This is a genomic window from Cupriavidus sp. 05N38 (assembly GCF_056397345.1).
The window spans coordinates 165,743-183,031 of record NZ_JBFTNF010000010.1; the positions used below are offsets into that span (position 1 = coordinate 165,743).

General features: G+C 67.1%; 20 protein-coding genes and 1 pseudogene. 1 reads left to right on the forward strand and 20 read right to left on the reverse strand.

What is annotated here, in order from left to right:
* Positions 1 to 4 precede the first annotated feature (4 nt).
* The 5 genes from AC1DK4_RS10005 to AC1DK4_RS10025 all read right to left on the reverse strand — a co-directional run bounded on the left by AC1DK4_RS10005 (position 5) and on the right by AC1DK4_RS10025 (position 3,129).
* Positions 5 to 313 (reverse strand): hypothetical protein, encoded by a 309-nt coding sequence (locus tag AC1DK4_RS10005; RefSeq protein WP_441613970.1) that lies wholly within the window; start codon positions 311 to 313, stop codon positions 5 to 7.
* A 128-nt stretch (positions 314 to 441) separates the two neighbouring features.
* Complete coding sequence (locus AC1DK4_RS10010; protein WP_441613971.1) at positions 442 to 1,413, reverse strand: LysR family transcriptional regulator; 972 nt, start codon at positions 1,411 to 1,413, stop codon at positions 442 to 444.
* 43 nt (positions 1,414 to 1,456) lie between these two features.
* A complete protein-coding gene (locus AC1DK4_RS10015) occupies positions 1,457 to 1,882 on the reverse strand; it encodes a cupin domain-containing protein (protein ID WP_441613972.1) in 426 nt (141 codons plus the stop codon).
* A 4-nt stretch (positions 1,883 to 1,886) separates the two neighbouring features.
* Positions 1,887 to 2,366 (reverse strand): carboxymuconolactone decarboxylase family protein, encoded by a 480-nt coding sequence (locus AC1DK4_RS10020; protein WP_441613973.1) that lies wholly within the window; start codon positions 2,364 to 2,366, stop codon positions 1,887 to 1,889.
* A gap of 301 nt (positions 2,367 to 2,667) precedes the next feature.
* Entirely contained in the window at positions 2,668 to 3,129 is a 462-nt protein-coding gene (locus AC1DK4_RS10025; protein ID WP_441613974.1) for a carboxymuconolactone decarboxylase family protein, read from the reverse strand.
* Between the two features lie 195 nt (positions 3,130 to 3,324).
* Here AC1DK4_RS10025 and AC1DK4_RS10030 point away from each other — a divergent pair, with 195 nt between their 5' ends.
* The gene (locus AC1DK4_RS10030) at positions 3,325 to 4,197 is read left to right on the forward strand and encodes a sigma factor-like helix-turn-helix DNA-binding protein (RefSeq protein WP_441613975.1); all 873 of its coding nucleotides are present in this window, start codon (positions 3,325 to 3,327) and stop codon (positions 4,195 to 4,197) included.
* 16 nt (positions 4,198 to 4,213) lie between these two features.
* Here the strand turns inward: AC1DK4_RS10030 and AC1DK4_RS10035 are convergent, their stop codons facing one another.
* The 15 genes and pseudogenes from AC1DK4_RS10035 to AC1DK4_RS10105 all read right to left on the reverse strand — a co-directional run bounded on the left by AC1DK4_RS10035 (position 4,214) and on the right by AC1DK4_RS10105 (position 17,244).
* Positions 4,214 to 5,221 (reverse strand): bestrophin family protein, encoded by a 1,008-nt coding sequence (locus AC1DK4_RS10035; RefSeq protein ID WP_441613976.1) that lies wholly within the window; start codon positions 5,219 to 5,221, stop codon positions 4,214 to 4,216.
* Between the two features lie 119 nt (positions 5,222 to 5,340).
* Positions 5,341 to 6,336 carry an alpha/beta fold hydrolase gene (locus AC1DK4_RS10040; RefSeq protein ID WP_441649728.1) on the reverse strand — a complete coding sequence of 332 codons (996 nt, stop codon included), beginning with the start codon at positions 6,334 to 6,336 and terminating at the stop codon, positions 5,341 to 5,343.
* A 375-nt stretch (positions 6,337 to 6,711) separates the two neighbouring features.
* Positions 6,712 to 7,338 (reverse strand): FMN-dependent NADH-azoreductase, encoded by a 627-nt coding sequence (locus AC1DK4_RS10045; protein ID WP_441614072.1) that lies wholly within the window; start codon positions 7,336 to 7,338, stop codon positions 6,712 to 6,714.
* Complete coding sequence (locus tag AC1DK4_RS10050) at positions 7,338 to 7,790, reverse strand: GNAT family N-acetyltransferase (protein WP_441643211.1); 453 nt, start codon at positions 7,788 to 7,790, stop codon at positions 7,338 to 7,340. The genes AC1DK4_RS10045 and AC1DK4_RS10050 overlap by 1 nt, the downstream gene beginning before the upstream one ends.
* A 103-nt stretch (positions 7,791 to 7,893) precedes the next feature.
* Entirely contained in the window at positions 7,894 to 8,793 is a 900-nt protein-coding gene (locus tag AC1DK4_RS10055) for an IclR family transcriptional regulator (protein ID WP_441613979.1), read from the reverse strand.
* Positions 8,794 to 8,836: 43 nt separating this feature from the next.
* The gene (locus AC1DK4_RS10060) at positions 8,837 to 9,964 is read right to left on the reverse strand and encodes an FAD-dependent monooxygenase (protein ID WP_441613980.1); all 1,128 of its coding nucleotides are present in this window, start codon (positions 9,962 to 9,964) and stop codon (positions 8,837 to 8,839) included.
* 249 nt (positions 9,965 to 10,213) lie between these two features.
* A complete protein-coding gene (locus AC1DK4_RS10065) occupies positions 10,214 to 11,188 on the reverse strand; it encodes an oxygenase MpaB family protein (RefSeq protein WP_441613981.1) in 975 nt (324 codons plus the stop codon).
* A 62-nt stretch (positions 11,189 to 11,250) separates the two neighbouring features.
* Positions 11,251 to 12,273, reverse strand: a complete 1,023-nt coding sequence (locus AC1DK4_RS10070; protein WP_441613982.1) for a cytochrome d ubiquinol oxidase subunit II — start codon at positions 12,271 to 12,273, stop codon at positions 11,251 to 11,253.
* The gene (locus tag AC1DK4_RS10075) at positions 12,270 to 13,646 is read right to left on the reverse strand and encodes a cytochrome ubiquinol oxidase subunit I (RefSeq protein ID WP_441613983.1); all 1,377 of its coding nucleotides are present in this window, start codon (positions 13,644 to 13,646) and stop codon (positions 12,270 to 12,272) included. The genes AC1DK4_RS10070 and AC1DK4_RS10075 overlap by 4 nt, the downstream gene beginning before the upstream one ends.
* A gap of 4 nt (positions 13,647 to 13,650) precedes the next feature.
* Positions 13,651 to 14,292 (reverse strand): GbsR/MarR family transcriptional regulator, encoded by a 642-nt coding sequence (locus AC1DK4_RS10080; RefSeq protein ID WP_441613984.1) that lies wholly within the window; start codon positions 14,290 to 14,292, stop codon positions 13,651 to 13,653.
* 131 nt (positions 14,293 to 14,423) lie between these two features.
* A pseudogene (locus AC1DK4_RS10085) lies at positions 14,424 to 14,582 on the reverse strand (MFS transporter); the annotation flags it as partial.
* A gap of 46 nt (positions 14,583 to 14,628) precedes the next feature.
* Entirely contained in the window at positions 14,629 to 15,393 is a 765-nt protein-coding gene (gene arsH, locus AC1DK4_RS10090) for an arsenical resistance protein ArsH (protein WP_441613985.1), read from the reverse strand.
* Positions 15,390 to 15,812, reverse strand: coding sequence for an arsenate reductase (glutaredoxin) (gene arsC / locus AC1DK4_RS10095; RefSeq protein WP_441613986.1), 423 nt, complete (start codon positions 15,810 to 15,812; stop codon positions 15,390 to 15,392). The genes arsH and arsC overlap by 4 nt, the downstream gene beginning before the upstream one ends.
* 9 nt (positions 15,813 to 15,821) lie before the next feature.
* The gene (gene arsB / locus AC1DK4_RS10100) at positions 15,822 to 16,886 is read right to left on the reverse strand and encodes an ACR3 family arsenite efflux transporter (RefSeq protein ID WP_441613987.1); all 1,065 of its coding nucleotides are present in this window, start codon (positions 16,884 to 16,886) and stop codon (positions 15,822 to 15,824) included.
* Positions 16,887 to 16,914: 28 nt separating this feature from the next.
* On the reverse strand, positions 16,915 to 17,244 hold the full coding sequence (locus AC1DK4_RS10105) for an ArsR/SmtB family transcription factor (RefSeq protein WP_441614073.1): 330 nt from the start codon (positions 17,242 to 17,244) through the stop codon (positions 16,915 to 16,917).
* Positions 17,245 to 17,289 lie beyond the last annotated feature (45 nt).

A 17,289-nucleotide genomic window follows, 5' to 3' on the forward strand; every position in this document is an offset into this window, starting at 1 on the left:
TCGGCTATTGGCTCTCGGCAACGGGAGCGGTTTGCCGCGAATCGCGCGGGTCGGCCGCCGGTTGCATCGGCGGCCGGCAAGCCAGCGGCTTCAGAAGCGCGTACGCAGTCCGCACGGCAACGTCGAATGATTTGTCGAGCGCAATCTTGCACCCGTTCACGCTGATCTGCCAGGCGTCCTGGCGCGTGAGCCGGCACGAGATGCTGCGGTCCTCCATGCTGTCGGAGAACCACCTCCACAACCGTGCATCATCCCGCTGGGCTGCTTCCGCAGCACGAAGCCTCGTCATCTCGAGGCGGTCATCTAAAGGCATGCTATCCACATAGTTTCGGGCGGCGCGGGCGCGGCCTTTGCAGGGCGTGCCGGCGTTCCTTGGCAGGCGCGGCGACCCGGCCGGAGCAGGCGCGCACCGCAACACACCCTGTTGTCTCCGGGACACCATCAGGCAAGCGGGATCCGGAGATCGAGCAGCCGCGTCTGCTCCGCGATGTAGTCGACGAACACCCGGACCCGCGCCGGGAGATGCTTGCGGCTGAGATAGCACACGTAGTGGCCGCTGTCGTCGGGTGCATGGCCGGCAAGGCAGTGCACGAGCTGTTCCGTGCGAAGCAGCTCGCGGATCTGGTAGGCCGCCAGCTGCGCAATGCCCTGGCCGCGGAGCACCGCCTGCAGCACCAGGTCCGCATCGTTGAATGTCAGCCGCGAAGGCGGCAGCAGCGTGATGCCAGCGCCGTCGGCCTTGAACTCCCAGCTCCGCACGCGGCCGCCCGCGGTCCGCAGGTTGATGCAAGGATGGCGGGCAATGTCGTCGATGGAGTCCGGCAACCCGTGCATGCGTGCATATGCCGGCGAGGCGCAGACCAGCATCTGCATCGGAATCAGCTGCCGGGCAATCACCTGGCTGTCTTCCATTCTGCCGTCGCGAAATGCGACGTCGATGCGGTCCGCCGCGAAATCGGCGGGGCGGTCGTCGAGCTGAACGTCCAGCGAGATTTCCGGGTACCTGGCGTGGAATCCGCAGAGCAGGGGCGCCACAATCTTGCGTCCGAACCCTGTCGTTGCCCGCACGCGCAGATGACCGCGCGGGGGGCCGTTGCGCAGCTCGCGCATGTCCCCGAGTGCCTGCGCGATGCGCTCGATGGCCGGACGGCAGTTGTCGTAGAACAGCTTCCCTTCGCGCGTCAGCGAGGTACAGCGCGTCGTGCGCACGAACAGCCGCGCGTCGAGTTGCGTCTCAAGCTTCTGCACGTTGCGGCTGACCGCGGAACGGCCGATCCCGAGGCGGACGCCAGCCTTGGCGAAGCTGCCTTCGCTGACGACGGCAATAAAGGCGATCACACCGGCGTAACTCGTTGCGAAACTGGTGGCGAGCGCATCGCCGGGCAAGTCCGGGGCGATAAAAGAAATATCCATGCCCGCAAGACGTTGGATACCGCCCGCGTGTGACAGGCGCCGGCTATTTTTCCGGGACCAGCACCGGTGCGTCCTTGTCCTTGATCAGCAGCACGACGAACTTGGCCGGCTTTGTGTTGCTGGCGTTCCTTCCCACCGTGTGCACGTCGTCCGGGCCTTCATGCCAGGTCTGGCCCGGCGTCAGGGTGACTTCCTTGCCACCCTTGACGGCCATGATGATCTTGCCCTCCAGCACATAGATGAAGGCATGCGCGTTGTGCCGGTGTACGGGATCCTTGCTGCCGGGCGGATAGACCACGGTGATCATCAGCGCCTCCTTGCCGGGGAATTCGGGCAAAGGCTGCGTAAGCACGGGCGTGACGATGGCGTCGTGTGCGTCGTGTGCGTCCTGTGCGGCGTTGGCGGACTGCACGCCCGCGAGCGAGGACAGCAGGAACAGCGCAGCCGTGAATCGCTTGGTGAACTTCATGGCATCACTCCAGGTTGGCCTTGTCCAGACCATACTCCTTGTCGGCCGAGCCAGGGGAGGTACGGAAGGCCACGTTGGCGCGGTTCCAGGCGTTGATCGCCATCACCAGGAACGTCAGGTCGGAAAGCTCCTTCTCCGAGAACTGCGTGAGCACGCGCTCGTAGAGCTCGTCCGGCACCCCATGCTCGGGAATCTTGGTCAGCACTTCCGTCCATGCGAGTGCCGCGCGTTCGCGCGGCGCGAACAACGTCGATTCGCGCCAGATGGCGAGGTGGTGCAGGCGCAGTTCGCGTTCGCCGTGAATGCGCGCTTGCTTGATATGCATGTCGACACAGAAGGCGCAGCCGTTGATCTGCGATGCGCGGATCTCGACCAGGTGGCGGATGTTCGGCTCGATCTTCGAGTCATTCAGCAGCATGCTGACTCCGATAAGCTTCTTGAGGAGCTCGGGGGATTGCTGCATGTAGTTCAGGCGTTGCGTCATGATGTTTTCCTGGCGAACTTGAAGATACGGCCCCGGAGGGCCAGGGCGCCGGCCATATCCGCCGGACACGACGAATCCTAGGTGTCGAAGCCGTGCTGCGCTAGATACGCCGCGGGGATCACATTGTTTCCCGTTCGGCACCAATCGCTTGCGTCCGACCATGCCCTGCGCATGGCGCGCGCGATTGCCGCGACAGCCGGCACCGGACAGGACGCGAGGCGGGCCGATTGGTGCGTGCACGGAAACGCGCCGCGCATGCGCGCAGGGCACCGTGCCAGGGTGGCGTGGACCTGCGGGTCGATCAGAAGCCAGGCGCCGGCACTTCCGGAATCTGGTTGCGCAGGCTCAGGTTCATGACGTTCCAGCCACGGATCGCCGCGATGGTGTACAGCAGTTCGGCAATCTCGGTCTCGCTGAATTGCTCGCGCAGCTCCGGGTAGACCGCATCCGTGTCGTCGCGATGCGGCAGTGCGTTGACGGCTTCCGCCCAGGCCAGCGCGGCGCGCTCGCGGGCGTTGAAGAACGGTGCTTCGCGCCAGCCGGCCACGGCATTGAGATGGCGCGGATCAAGTCCTTGCTTGACCAGGTCGCGCCAGTGCATGTCGATGCACATGCCGCAACCATTGATCTGGGATACGCGCAACTGCACCAGTTCCACCAGGCGGGGCCCGAGCGAGCTCTGCTTGACGGAGCCGGAGAGATTGATCATCGCCTTCAGGTTCGCCGGCGCCAGATTGAAGAAGTCCATACGTGCTGCAGTCATGATATTTACCTTTCGTCTTGTTTGGCAGGAGCCCTCTGCGCCTTGCTTATCCGTAAGACGGCGGGCAGGACACGCTTGTGACAGTCATGGCGAAAACTTCGCTGCATCGCGCCGGCAGGTCCGGTGTCCGCCCGGTGTCACAGGGCAACGCGCTGGCGCGTCTAAGGTGAATGTTCCTCATATGGCCCCTGGCTTATGGATATCGCAGAGACCTTCGCCGCGCTGAAAACCCGCCTGATCGGCATCGCCGATCGCATGCTCGGCATCCGTGCCGAGGCCGAGGCCGAGGACGTGGCCAGGGACGCATGGCTGCGCTGGCAGGAGGCTGACCATGCCCGCATGCCTTCCGCGCAGGCATGGCTGGTCACGGTCACGACAAGGCTGCCGATCGATCGCCCGCGTTCGCGCGGGCAAGAGCAGGCGGAGTACGTCGGCTGGTGGCTGCCGGAGCCGCTGGTCGAGCTTTGCGAAGACACCCCGCAGGCCGAGGCGGCACTGGCGAGCGATTTGTCCGGGGCGCTGTTCTGGGTCCTGGAGCGCCTCTCTCCCGACGAGCGCGCGACGTTTCTGCTGCGCCAGGCGTTCGACCTGGACTACGAGGAAATCGCCGCCGTCCTCGGCAAGACCGGCGCGGCCTGCCGCCTGATCGTGGACCGCGCCGGCGAGCACGTCCGCGCAAGCTGGCTGCGCTATGACGCATCCAGACAGGAACATCGCGCATTGCTGGCGCGCTTCATGGAGGCCGCCAGCGCCGGCGACTGTACGGCGATGCGGTCCATGCTCGAGCCAGACGCCGTCCTGGTTGCCGACGGCGACGGCAAGGGGCCATCGCGCGGGCGCGTCCTGCGCGGCGCGGCCCGGATTGCCGGCGTCTACCGGTCCGCCCTGCGCGCGGTACCGGGCCGGGTGCGCTACCGGGCGGCCCGCATCAACGGCATGCCGGGCCTCCTGCGCTATGTGGACGGCAAGATCGAATCGGCACACGCCTTGAGCATCGACGCGGGGCGCATCGCCACGATCTACGTCGTGCGCAATCCCGACAAGCTTGCGGGGGTCCCGTCCTTCTAGGCTGTTCGTCTAGAGACTAGAGAACGATGTGGCCGTCCGACTCCGGCTCGGGCGACACGGGCTCGTCGCCCAGGAGGTTCATCAGTTCGCATTCGATCTGCCGGCAAATCCGTGTGATGGGCACATCGTTGGCGTTTCCTTCGAACGGGTTCTCCGTGCTTTCGCCCACCTGTTCCAGCGCGAGATACATCCAGGAGATCATCGCGCTGAACGGAATGACCAGCCAGATCATGTTGCCGTGCATGATCCCCGTAACGCGCTCGCTGAGTTTCTCGAACTCCGCGAGGATGCCGAAGGGAAGCAGCAAGCAGAAGGAACGTACAAACAGGACATTGATGACTGCGTATTGCCTGGGATACGGATACTCCTTGATACGCTCCGCCCTGCCTTGTTGCTGGAAGCACTCCCGGAACGTCCGTTGGAATTCCATATAGAAAGGGTGGCTGATCTCGCCGGCGGCCAGGAGTCGCTTGACCGCCGCGGCCTGCGCGCCCAGCAGGCTGGTTGCCTTGTTGTCGGCTTGCAGAAGCGACGCAAGCTCGGCCGGCGGCAGGTACGGCGCAAGCGCCTGTTCCAACGGCATCTCCCACTCGGAAATCCGGTAGTACTTCCGGTACTCCACGTTGAAGATCTTGTCGGCGTTCTCCCAGACCCTGGGGCTTCTCAGTTGGTAGCGCAGCGCCGTCAACCATGCACAATGCCGCAGCACCAGTTCCCGGCCGGCCGTTGGCGTCGCCGGGAAGTCCCGGCAGATGACGGCCAGGAAACGGCTGCCGTTCAGGATGTCAGTCCAGATCTCTTGCGCCTCCAGTGCCCTGTTGTAGGTCTGCACGTTCTTGAAGCCGACGATGAACGACGTGGCCGTGCCCAGCAGCACGACAACCGGCAGCGGGATCGACAGCCATTTCAGCCCGAGGAACTGATAGAGGAAAATGGGCAGCGCACCGCATACGAGCAAGGCATAGATCTGCCTTCTCGACCAGAACACGAACTCGGACAACGTGTACGACTTTCCCAGGTGCATGGTATGCATCTCGCGGCAGTGTGGCAGCGCGCAGGGCCGGGGTGCGGGCCGCCGGCAAGGAATCCGGAGGCAGCCCGGCGGCCACAGGTGCGCCCGCCGATCTGCTCCCGAGGGACCGGTCAGCTACGCAGGAAGGCCAGCAGATCCTGGTTGAGCTGATCCTTGTGCGTCTCGGTCAGGCCGTGCGGCGCGCCTTTGTAGATCTTCAGGATGGCATGCGGGACCAGCGTCTTCGACGCGCGCCCGCCCACATCGACCGGCACGATCTGGTCGTCGTCGCCGTGCACGATCAGCGTCGGCTTGTCGAACTTCTTCAGGTCCGCGGTAAAGTCCGTTTCCGAGAACGCGCGAACCGAGTCGTAGGTGTTCTTGAAGCCGCCCGTCATGCCCTGCAGCCACCATGATTCGATCATCCCTTGGGATGCCTTTGCGCCGGGACGGTTGAAGCCATAGAAGGGCCCGCTCGCGATGTCCCGGAACAGCTGCGAGCGGTCTGCGATCATCGCCGCGCGGATCCCGTCGAAGGCCTCTATCGGCACGCCGCCCGGGTTGGCGGCGGTCTTGACCATCAGCGGCGGCACCGCCGAGATCAGGCCGATCCTTGCCACGCGAGCGCTGCCGTGGCGGCCGATGTACCGGGCGACCTCGCCGCCCCCCGTCGAGAAGCCGATCGCCGTCACGTTCTTCAGGTTCAAGGTATTGATGACCGTGGCCAGGTCGTCGGCGTAGTGGTCCATGTCGTTGCCGTCCCAGGGCTGGCTGGAACGGCCGTGTCCGCGCCGGTCATGCGCGACCACGCGGAAGCCGTTCGACGCAAGGAAGAATGCCTGGCTTTCCCAGCTGTCCGAGCAAAGCGGCCAGCCATGGCTGAGCGTGACTGCCGGGCCGCTCCTGGGGCCCCATTCTTTATAGTAGATGTCGACGCCGTCTTTGGTGGTGATCCTGTCCGCGGACTGGTTTCCGGCCGCGCCACGAACGGGGGCTGACGTGGGCACGCGGCCGGTGGCGGCCGCTGCGGCGGCCGGAAGGACGGTTGCGATCGTTGCCGCGGCGCCGCCGAGCATCAGGTTTCGCCGGCCTGCGCCGTCGGCAGAGAGGAGAGGTTCACGCTTCATGTTTCATGCTCCGGTGGTGATTGGCATCGCGATCGCTGTCGATTCACCGGGCCCTGGCCGGCCGGCCGGGCGAAGGGAGACTGTGCCGTTGACGGGGTAACGGCGCGAATGGAACGATGTACAGCGAGGTGGCCCGTCGCAAAATGCGTTGCGCGGCAAGGAACGCATCGTACGAGTGCCGCCGTCCCGGCGGTAGATACGCACAGGGGCTCATGCTGTTGTCCGGACGGCACCAATCCGTGAGCGCCGCGCACGGCTGCGTGCTTGCGCCGCCGCTTGTCTTTACGCGAAAGGGATGGCCGCGGAAGACGGCTGGTGCGGGCGGGAGCGCCCCCGACGCCCGCCAGCCGCGGCCGCCCGGACCCGGTCAGCGCGCTAGCCGAGCAGGCGCGGCAGCTCGGCCGCGATGTTTGTGCGGGCCGCCGCGAGCGCCTCGGCCACGGCCGTGTCGCCGAAGACGAGTCCCTGCAGCAGCACGAACTTCACGTCGTGGATGCCGATCGCGGCGAGCGCGTGGCGCAGGTATGGCGTCAGGAAATCCGGCTGCCGTGCGCGCTCGCCGGCAATGTGGCCGCCGGAGCCGACCAGCACGAATGTCGGCCGGTCCCGCAGCAGCCCGACCTTGCCGGCCGGCGTCGCGGCGAATGTGCGGTGGATGCGCAGCACGTAGTCGATCCACAGCTTGAGCGAGGCCGGCACGGTGAAGTTGTGCATCGGCGTGCTGATGACCAGCAGGCTGGTTTCCTCGAGCTCGCGGATCAGCCGCTCGGACCACGCCAACGCCGCGGCGTCCGGCTTGCTGCCCGGTGGCATCGTGATGGCGCTTGCGTAGGCCTTGTCGATCGCCGGCGGCGGCTCTTGCGCGAGGTCGCGCACGATCAGCGGGAAGTCCGTCGCGCGCGGGCCGTGCGACTCGCGCAGGCTGGCAATCAGTTCGCCGGCCAGGCGGTGGGCATGGCTCGCGGCGCCATGCGGGCTGGCATTCACGTGCAGTGCGCGCATCATGCCTCGCTCCCTTGCGACAGCGCTTCGACGAAGTGCATGCCGCGTGCCAGCAGGCCCTGGCGGAAATAGAAGCGCTGCGCGAGTGCCATGTGCAGCCCGGTATCGAGCACGAAATGCGTGCAGTCCCGTGCCACGGCCTGTTGCCGCGCCGCGTCCAGCAGCCGCGCGCCGAGGCCGGAGCGCTGCAGCGATGCGGCCACCACGAGGTCGTCGACGTAGACGAAGCGGCCGTAGATCAGGTTTTCCTGCAGGCGGTAGCCGGCCAGGCCGAGAATCTCGCCGTGCTGGCGCGCGGCCAGCAAGCGGTAGCCCTGGGCGTGCTGCCGCTCGAGCTGGCTGGCGAAGGCTTGCGCGTCCCGCAGGTGCGGCCGCAGCGCCTTCATGACGGGGAAGGCGGCCAGCCAGTCTGGCCGGGATTCGAGATGCTGGATGTCGATGGGTGCGTTCATGCTGGTTCCTTTAAGCGCGTACGGCCAATGTAGCGGGGCCGCGGTACACCTTCCAGAGCCAAGAAACGGCAAAACGACTAGGCCATCCGACTAGGCCATCCGACTAGGCGATCTGCCTGCCGCCGCGGGCGCCGCGGGTGGCGCCGGCATGTCCCAGCAGCCCGGACAGGTCGCGCGCCGCGCGCCTGACCTCGCGCTCGGTGCGCTCGCGCAGCGCGGGATCGCGCTCGAAGCGGATATCGGGGCCGGCCACGCTGATCGCGGCGACGGTGGCGCCGCTGGCATCGAACACCGGCGCCGCGCAGGAATCGATGCCGGGCTCGAACCCGGAGAAGCTCCACGCGCAGCCGCGCTCGCGGTCCGCCGCGAGCACGTCGCCCAGGCGCGCGTAGGTGGCCGGGCTCTGCGGCGTCGCCGTGGCGAGCGGCTCGTCGCCGAGGCAGGCGCGCAGGGCGCCGTCGGACAATCCCGCCACCAGCATGCGGCCCGGCGTGGTGAGGTGCGCGGGCACGCGGCTGCCCACCTGGATATTGCTGACCAGCGACGTCTGCGGCATGTCGCGCAGCAGGTAAAGCACATTGCCGTCGTCCAGCACGCACAGGTAGGCGGACAACTGCAGCGACTCGCTCAGGCTGGCCAGCACGCGCCGCGCGAAGACGGTGAGGTCCTTGCCGGCCAGCACGCGGGCGCCGAGCTTGAGGAAATCGAAGCCGGGCTGGTGGCCGCCCTGCGGCAGCCGCTCCAGCATGCCCTCGTGCTCGAGCGTGTCGAGCAGACGCATGACGGTGACGCGGTTGACGTCGATGCGCCGGCCGACTTCGCTGAGGTTCGCGGTGGAGCCGCCCTCGGCCACGAAGCGCAGCAGCCGCAATGCGCGGATCACGGGGCCGACGAGTTGCGGCTTGTCGTCGTCACCGGTGATCTCGGGGGCCGCCGGCGCGGCGGTCTCGGTCTCGGCCGCGGATGGCGCGGCGCTCTGGGCTGGCTTGGATGTCTTGCGCATGGATCCTGGTGGGCGGGTCGCGGTGCGGCCCCGCCGAATCGCTTCAGCCGAGCGCAACCTGCCACGCATTGTAGTCGTACACCCAGTCGGCGTTGCCGCCTTCCTTGAGCCACGCATTGCTGCGCGAGCCGATCTGCACGCGGCTGGTCCGTGCGTGGCGCGCGGCCTGGTAGCGCGCCAGCGCGGCCGGGACGTCACCGTCCTGCGCATCGGCCAGGCAGCGCGCGAGTACCACGCCATCCTCGATGGCCATGCCCGCGCCCTGTGCCATGAACGGCATCATCGGGTGGCACGCATCGCCCAGCAGCGCGATGTGGCCCGCCGACCATCGCGGCAGCGGGTCGCGCACGTACAGCGCGGAGATCAGCACGTCGTCGCAGGCGTCGAGCAGGGCGCGCGCCTCGGGGTGGAAGCCGGCATACGCCGCGCGCACATCTTCCACGCGGCCCGGCGTGGTCCACGATTCATGGCGCCAGGCGTCCTGCGCCACCGTGGCGAAGATGAAGATCTCGCGTCCGCGGTTGAGCGGGAACGTGACGATCTGCGAGGTCGCTTCCGGGCCCCACCACTTGGTGAAGGCCTGCAGGTTGGGCACCGACAGGCGCTCGGCCGGCACCACCGCGCGGTAGGCCACCACGCCGGTGAACACCGGGTGCTCGGGCCCCAGGATGGCGGCGCGCACGGCCGAGTGGATGCCGTCGGCGCCGATCAGCACGTCCACGTCTTCCTGCGTGCCGTCGGCAAAGCGCAGGGTGGCGCCGGCTTCGCGCGGGATGATCTCGGTGGCCTTCTTGCCCAGCTTCACGCACGCGGACGGCAGCGCGCCTTCGAGCGCGGTCATCAGGTCGCCGCGGTGCATGGTGAGCTGCGGCGCGCCGTAGCGGATCTCGGCCTCGTCGCTCATGGCCAGGCGCGAGGTCTCTTCGCCGGTATCCCACTGGCGGCTGATGCGGTGGGTGGGGCGCGCGGCGGTCTCGCGCAGCGCGTCGCCCACGCCTAGCCCGTCCAGCGCCAGCACGGCGTTCGGCGTGAGGTTGATGTCGGCCCCGACGCGCGCGAAGCGCGCCGCCTGCTCGAACACCACCACGTCCTGGCCAAGCTTGCGCAGCGCAATCGCCGCGGCCAGTCCGCCGATGCCGGCGCCGTTGATGCCAATCTTTCGTGAAGCCATGATGCTCTTTCCTTTTCCGGGGCGTCGCGGGATGCGGTCAGTTGCGCGTGGCGCGCTGTCGCCGTGCGATGTCCTGACCTTGTTTATGTTCAAAAATGAACGTAGCGTTCATAAAAGAATATTAAGGTGCGACGGCGAAGTCAATCCGGGGGTTTACGCGTAGATCGTGGGACAGGCGCGAGCGCGTGCAGCGGCGGGCGCACGTGTGCGCCGCCGCAAGACGAGGCCTGCAGGGAGGGATGCTGCCGCTCAGGAGGCCTGGGCCGACGCCACGGGTGCCGCTTTGAGCGCGCGCCGGCGCGCGCGGGCGGCCAGGCCGTTGCCGAGCGCCCAGCGCAGCGTCGGTGCCAGCATGCGCATGCCCGCCAGCGAGACCGGCAGGCGCAGGGCCGCGGCGCCGTGCAGGCCGAGCTCGCGCTGGGCCCAGCGCGGCAGCAGGGCAATGCCCGCGTCGGCCATGATGCGCACCGCCGGCTTGAGCAGCGGGCTGGCCACGGGCATCGCCATGACCAGCCGCACCACTTCATGTGTGCGCTCGCTTACCACCAGTTCGGGGCGCATGCGCTCCAGGTAGGCCGCGATGGCGGCCGCGCTGCGCGGCACGCCGGTGGCGCCGAGCATCTCGGCAATGCGCGCGGTCTCGTCGTAGTAGCGGTCCTGCTCCGCCAGCGGGAGCGGGCCGACATAGCGCAGGTAGGCCCCGAGGAAGCTCGAGACCTCGGCCACGTGGACCCAGGTGAGCAGCGCGGGGTCGTCGGCGGCGTAGGGGCGGCCGTCCGGCGCCGTGCCCTTGACCTGGGTGTGGATGCGCCTGACGCGGTCGATCAGCGCCAGCGCGTCGGCGCGGTTGCCATACGTGGTGCCCGCGATGAACTGCGCGGTGCGGCCCAGCCGGCCCTGCATGTCGGTGCGGAACGTGGAGTGGTCCCACACGCCGGCCAGCGCCAGCGGGTGCAGCGTCTGCAGCAGCAGGGCGCTGACGCCGCCGGCCAGCATCGCGGGAAAGTCCGCGTGCACGCGCCAGCAGACCGCGTCCGGGCCGAACAGGCCGGGGTCGCCGGGCGGGTTGTCGTAGTCCAGGCTGAGACCGGAGTTGCTGCGCGTGAGGCCGCGCACCTGCGCGCCCGCGCGGGCCCGCAGGCGGTTGAGCAGGCGGCGGGGCAGGGGGCCGGCCTCGGGGATGGTGGGGGGCGTGCCGGGTTGTTGGCCTTGCGAGCCGCTCATGAGTTGCTGTCTGTCCTTGTCGATATGGCCGCCTGCCGGGCCGGGCGCCCGGTCCGCATGCTTCAGTAGTAGTGCAGGTCGGTCGCCTTGCCCCAGAATACACGGTACGCGTACAGCGTGTAACCCAGGATGGTCGGCAGCACCACGGCCGCGCCCGCCAGGATCACGCCCAGCGATTCGGGCGCGCTGGCCGCCTGCCAGACGTCGATCTTGTCCACCACGAGGTAGGGGAAGATGCTGTAGGCCAGGCCGTTGAACGCCATCAGGAAGATCACGGCGGTGCCGGCGAAGGGCACGCAGCACCAGCGATCGTTGCCGCGTTCGAGCCAGGCCGGCATGCGCCGCAGCAGCCGGTCGAGGATCACGAACAGCGCCACCGTCACCAGCGGGATCGGCGCCAGCAGGATGATGTTGGGCAGCGAGAACCATTTGTCGAAGATGCGCTGGCTCACCAGCGGCGTCACCACCGAGATCAGGGTCACGCCGGTGCCGGTCAGCCACAGGCTGCGCCGTGCCCAGTACATGGCGCGCCGCTGCAGGCTGCCGCTGGTCTTCATGATCAGCCAGCCCGCGCCCAGCAAGCAATAGCCCGCCACCAGGCACAGCCCCACCACCACCGCGAAGGCGATATCCAGCCAGCCATGCCGGAAGCCGGTGATGTACAGGCCCAGCATCAGCCCCTGCGAGAAGCTGGCCAGCAGCGAGCCCGCGTAGAACGCGCGGTTCCACCACGGCTTGTGGTGCGCGCGCGCCTTCACGCGAAAATCGAACGCCACGCCGCGGATGATCAGCCCGGCCAGCATCAGCGCCACCGGCAGGTAGAGCTGGGTGAGGATCATGCCGTGCGCGATCGGGAAGGCCGTGAGCAGCAAGCCCACGCCCAGCACCAGCCAGGTCTCGTTGGCATCCCAGAACGGGCCGATCGAGGCGATCATGGTGTCCTTGTCGGCATCGTCGGCACGGCGCAGCAGCACGCCCACGCCAAGGTCGTAGCCGTCCAGGATCACGTAGATCAGCATGGAGACGCCCATCAGGGCCAGGAACACCAGCGGCATCCAGCCGGCGGGTTGGGTCAGGTCGTTCATTCTGCGCTCCGCAGTTCGCCGGGCAGCACGGCGCGAGGGGTTTCGAGCCCGGACGCGTCCAGGTCGGGGCTGCCCGCCTTGCGCGCCAGGTAGAACACCACCGAGATGTACGCCGCGATCAGCGCCGCGTAGAGCGCCAGGTACATCGCCAGCGTGGCGCCGATCATCATGGCCGGCACCTTGGAGGCGGCCTGCGCCGTGGTCAGCACGCCGTACACCAGGTAGGGCTGGCGGCCGATCTCGGTGACGTACCAGCCCGCCACCAGCGCCACCCAGCCCGAGAATGTCATCGCCAGCAGCGCGCGCGCCATCCAGCGCGAGGGCTGCCCGTGGCGGCGCAACTGCCAGGCCGCCGTCCACGACACCGCCAGCATCAGCAGGCCCACGCCCACCATGATGCGGAACGCGAAGAACAAGGGCGCCACCGGCGGGTGCGCGCCCTCGAACGCGTCGATGCCCTTGATCTCGCCGTCGGCGCTGTGGGTCAGGTAGACCGAGGCCAGCTTGGGGATGGCGATCTCGAAATCGTTGCGCTGCGTGGTGGCGTTGGGCAGGCCGAACAGCACCGCGGGCGCGCCCTTCTCCGTCTTCCAGATGCCTTCCATGGCGGCGATCTTGGCCGGCTGGTGGTGCAGCGTATTGAGGCCGTGCAGGTCGCCAGCGACGATCTGCAGCGGGATCAGCACCGCCGCGATGACCACGCCCGTGCGCAGCGACGACAGCACCTCAGGCGCGCGGTCGCCGCGCAGCCAGCGGTAGGCCGAAATGCCTGCCAGCAGGAACGCCACGGTCAGGCCAGAGGCCAGCAGCATGTGCACGAGGCGGTAGGGGAACGACGGGTTGAAGATCACCGCCAGCCAGCTCGTCACGTGCGCGCGGCCGTCGATCATCTCGAAGCCGGCCGGGGTTTGCATCCACGAATTCAGCGCCAGGATCCAGAACGCCGACAGCGTGGTGCCGCCGGCAACCAGCAGCGTGGCGACGGTATGCGTGCGGTTGCTCACGCGGCGCATGCCGAACAGCATGATGCCGAGGAAGGTGGCCTCCAGGAAAAACGCGGTCAGCACCTCGTAGGCCAGCAGGGGGCCGGCCACGTTGCCCACGGTCTCCATATAGCCCGGCCAGTTGGTGCCGAACTGGAAGCTCATGGTGATGCCGCTCACCACGCCCAGCGCGAAGGTCAGCGCGAAGATCTTCACCCAGAAACGGTAGGCCGCCATCCAGCGGTCGTCGCCGGTCTTGTTGAAGCGCAGCTTGAAGAACAGCAGCACCCAGGTCAGCGCGATGCTGATGGTGGGAAACAGGATGTGGAAGGTGATGTTGGCGGCAAACTGTACGCGCGCCAGCACCACCGGGTCGAGCGACGAGAACATGCAATTACTCCTTGCGGGTACGGGCCGGCCTGGCCTTGGGCTTTGCCTCGGGGGCCGGAGTGGCCGTGGTAGCCGGGGTGGCACCGGCGCGCGCCTTGCCGCCGATGGCGCTGCTGAGCTTGTCCTTGACCTCCAGCAGCTTGTTGACCCTGGAGCCCAGCTTCATCAGCTTCTCCAGCGTGGCCACGTCGAGCTTCTGGATATCGCCGAACCAGCTCGTCACCAGCACGATCAGCCCGTACATCTCCTTCATGCGCGCCTGCGCATGGCGGTCGTCGGCCGTGGTCGGCGACTCGAGCTGTACCTCGCGCAGCATCGACAGCGTCGGGTCGATCTCGCGGCGGCGGCGCTCCTCGGCCAGCGTGCGGAAGATGGCCCAGACATCGTCCGGCGCCGAGAAATACTCGCGGCGGTCGCCCGGCTGGTGCGACAGCCGCACCAGGTTCCACGACTCCAGCTCCTTCAGGCCGATGCTGACATTGGAGCGCGAGAACGCCAGCGCCTCGGCGATCTCGTCCGCGTTGAGCGGGCGCGAGGCGGTAAACAGCAGGGCATAGATCTGCCCGACCGTGCGGTTGATGCCCCAGCGGCTGCCCATTTCGCCGAAATGGAGCACGAAGCGCTGGACCAGGGGCGAGAGTTGCATGGCTTGTCTGTTTCGAATTTTTAGAAAGTTGTGAAAGTTTAGTACGAAACAGGGAGGTGGAGACGAGGGATCGGGGAGGGTGCGACAACGGGTCGCTGTTGTCGCTGGCGCTTGTCACGTCCCGAAGCTGGTATTTGCGCCTCCATGAAAGTCGGCAGCGGCCATCCGATGTTGCTGGCAAAGCCTGCAATCAGCGTGATCCCTGCGATGGCACCCGGCGAACGATTGCCGTGCAGCGCGACCAGCGTGGCAGACGCGGCTTCGCAGAGGCTTGCGCCCATGCCGATGCCCGGAGTTACCACCTGCCCGCCATGCTCGCAACGCCAACGGCACTGCTTATTCGACTTCGCCGCTATCGTTGTCGCCCGCCTGGGCTTCGTTCTCGTGGCTCATGGCAGCCGCCGCGAGCGCCGTGGCGGCTGACGGGGCCGCTTCCTTGCGCTCGCTGTACCGGTCGGTCAGGTAGTCGCTGCGATCGCGTATGAGTAGCGTGAACTTGTAGAGTTCCTCCATGACGTCGACCACCCGGTCATAGTAGGAAGATGGCTTCATCCGGCCGTTGTCGTCGAATTCCTGGTATGCCTTGGCGACAGACGACTGATTCGGGATGGTCACCATGCGCATCCAGCGCCCCAGCACGCGCAGCGCGTTGACGGCGTTGAACGACTGCGAGCCGCCGCAGACCTGCATCACGGCCAGCGTACGCCCCTGTGTCGGCCGCAGCCCGCCCAGCTCCAGCGGCAGCCAGTCGATCTGATTCTTGAAGACGGCAGTCAGCGTGCCGTGGCGCTCGGGACTGCACCACACCTGACCCTCCGACCACTCCGAAAGCTCGCGCAGCTCGGCCACCTTGGGGTGATCCGCTGGCACGCTGTCGGCCATCGGCAGGCCGTCCGGGTCGAACACGCGGGTCTGCGCGCCGAAGTGCCGCAGGATCCGTTCGGCTTCCTGCACGAGCATGCGGCTGTACGACGTCTCGCGCAGCGAACCGTAGAGCAAAAGGATGCGCGGCGGGTGGTCGCTGATGCGCGCCGGCTCCAGCTTGCGCAGATCCGGTGTATCGAGCACGGCCGGTACGACATTGGGCAGATCCGGGTTCACTTGACTCTCCGTCCTTGCCCGTCGATCACGACTTCGCCGTCTTCCTTGGTAAAAGGGCCTTGCTGGGGCGAAGGCAGGATGTCGAGCACCGCCTCTGACGGCCGGCACAGGCGCACACCAAGCTCGGTGACGACAAACGGCCGGTTGATCAGGATCGGATGGGCCAGCATGGCATCGAGCAACTGCTCATTGGTCAGCGCCGGATCCGAGAGGCCCAGTTGGGCGTAAGGGGTGCCCTTCTCGCGGATCGCGTCACGCACGGTAAGCCCGGCGTCGCGGATCATCGCCTGCAATGTCTGTCGGTCCGGCGGCGAGCTCAGGTATTCCAGGACGGTTGGTTCAATGCCCGCATTGCGGATCATGGCCAGCGTGTTGCGCGACGTGGCGCAGGCAGGGTTGTGATAGATGGTGACGGACATATTGGTTCCTCAAGGCGATTCGTACCAGCGTTGCGAGCGGTTGACCATGCCCACGACGAACAGCATCACGGGCACCTCGACCAGTACGCCCACGACGGTGGCGAGCGCCGCACCGGACCGGAATCCGAAGAGGCTGATGGCGGTAGCCACGGCCAGCTCGAAGAAGTTGCTCGCGCCGATCAGCGCCGAAGGGCCGGCCACGCAGTGGGCAACACCGAGCTTGCGGTTCAACAGGTAGGTCAGGCCGGAGTTCAGCAGTACCTGGATCAGGATCGGGACGGCCAGCAACAAGATGACCAGCGGCTGGTCCACGATGGCATCGCCCTGGAAGCCGAACAGCATCACGAGCGTCGCGAGCAGTGCGGCAATCGAGTAGGGGCCGAAGGCGCCGGTGACACGCTGGTAGGTGGCTTCGCCGCGCGCCAGCAGCGCCTTGCGGATGACCTGCGCGATCAGCACCGGAATCACGATATAGAGCCCGACCGAAGCGATCAGCGTGTCCCATGGGACGCTGATCGACGACAGGCCCAGCAGCAGGCCAACGACGGGCGCGAACGCCACGACCATGATGGCGTCGTTGAGCGCCACCTGCGAGAGCGTGAAATACGGATCACCCTTGCACAGCTGCGACCAGACGAACACCATGGCCGTGCAGGGCGCGGCGGCCAGCAGGATCAGGCCGGCGATGTAGCTGTCGAGCTGGTCGACCGGTAGCCAGCCCGCAAACAGATGGCGCACGAAGATCCAGCCGAGCAGTGCCATCGAGAACGGCTTGACGAGCCAGTTCACGAAGAGCGTCACGCCGATGCCGCGCCAGTGGCCCGCGACTTGGCCCATGGCGCCAAAATCGATCTTGATCAGCATCGGAATGATCATGACCCAGATCAGCACGCCCACGGGCAGGTTCACCTGGGCGACTTCCATGGCACCGATGGCCTGAAAGACCGCCGGCAGCCATTGGCCGAGCAGGATGCCAGCGACGATACAGAGCGCAACCCAGACGGTCAGGTAGCGCTCGAAGAAGCCGATGGCACTGGCCTGCGTTGCCGCGGCAGTCCGTTGCACTGTGCTCATTGCCCGACTCCGCGGTCTGCTCGCCAATTCAGGACCCCGCGGCAACGGAACAGGAGGGCACCGGCGAACACGGCGCGCCGCCGCAGCAATTCTCGGTGAGGTAGCCAAGCAAGGCATTCATGGTCTCGAAGCGAGCCATGTAGATGATCGACCGGCCTTCCTGCCGGCTTGCCAGCAGGCCCGCCCGGTGCAATTCCTTGAGGTGGAACGACAGCGACGAGGCCGGCGTCTCCATCAATTCAGCAATGCGGCCCGCTGGCAGACCTTCGGGCCCCGCCTGCACGAGCAGGCGGAACACGGCCAGGCGGACGGCGTGAGCGAGCGCGGCTAGCGCTTCCAGGGCGTTATTTGTTTCCATTTTTCGAATATAGTCGAACAATGGAAACCATGCAACCCGCTTAAG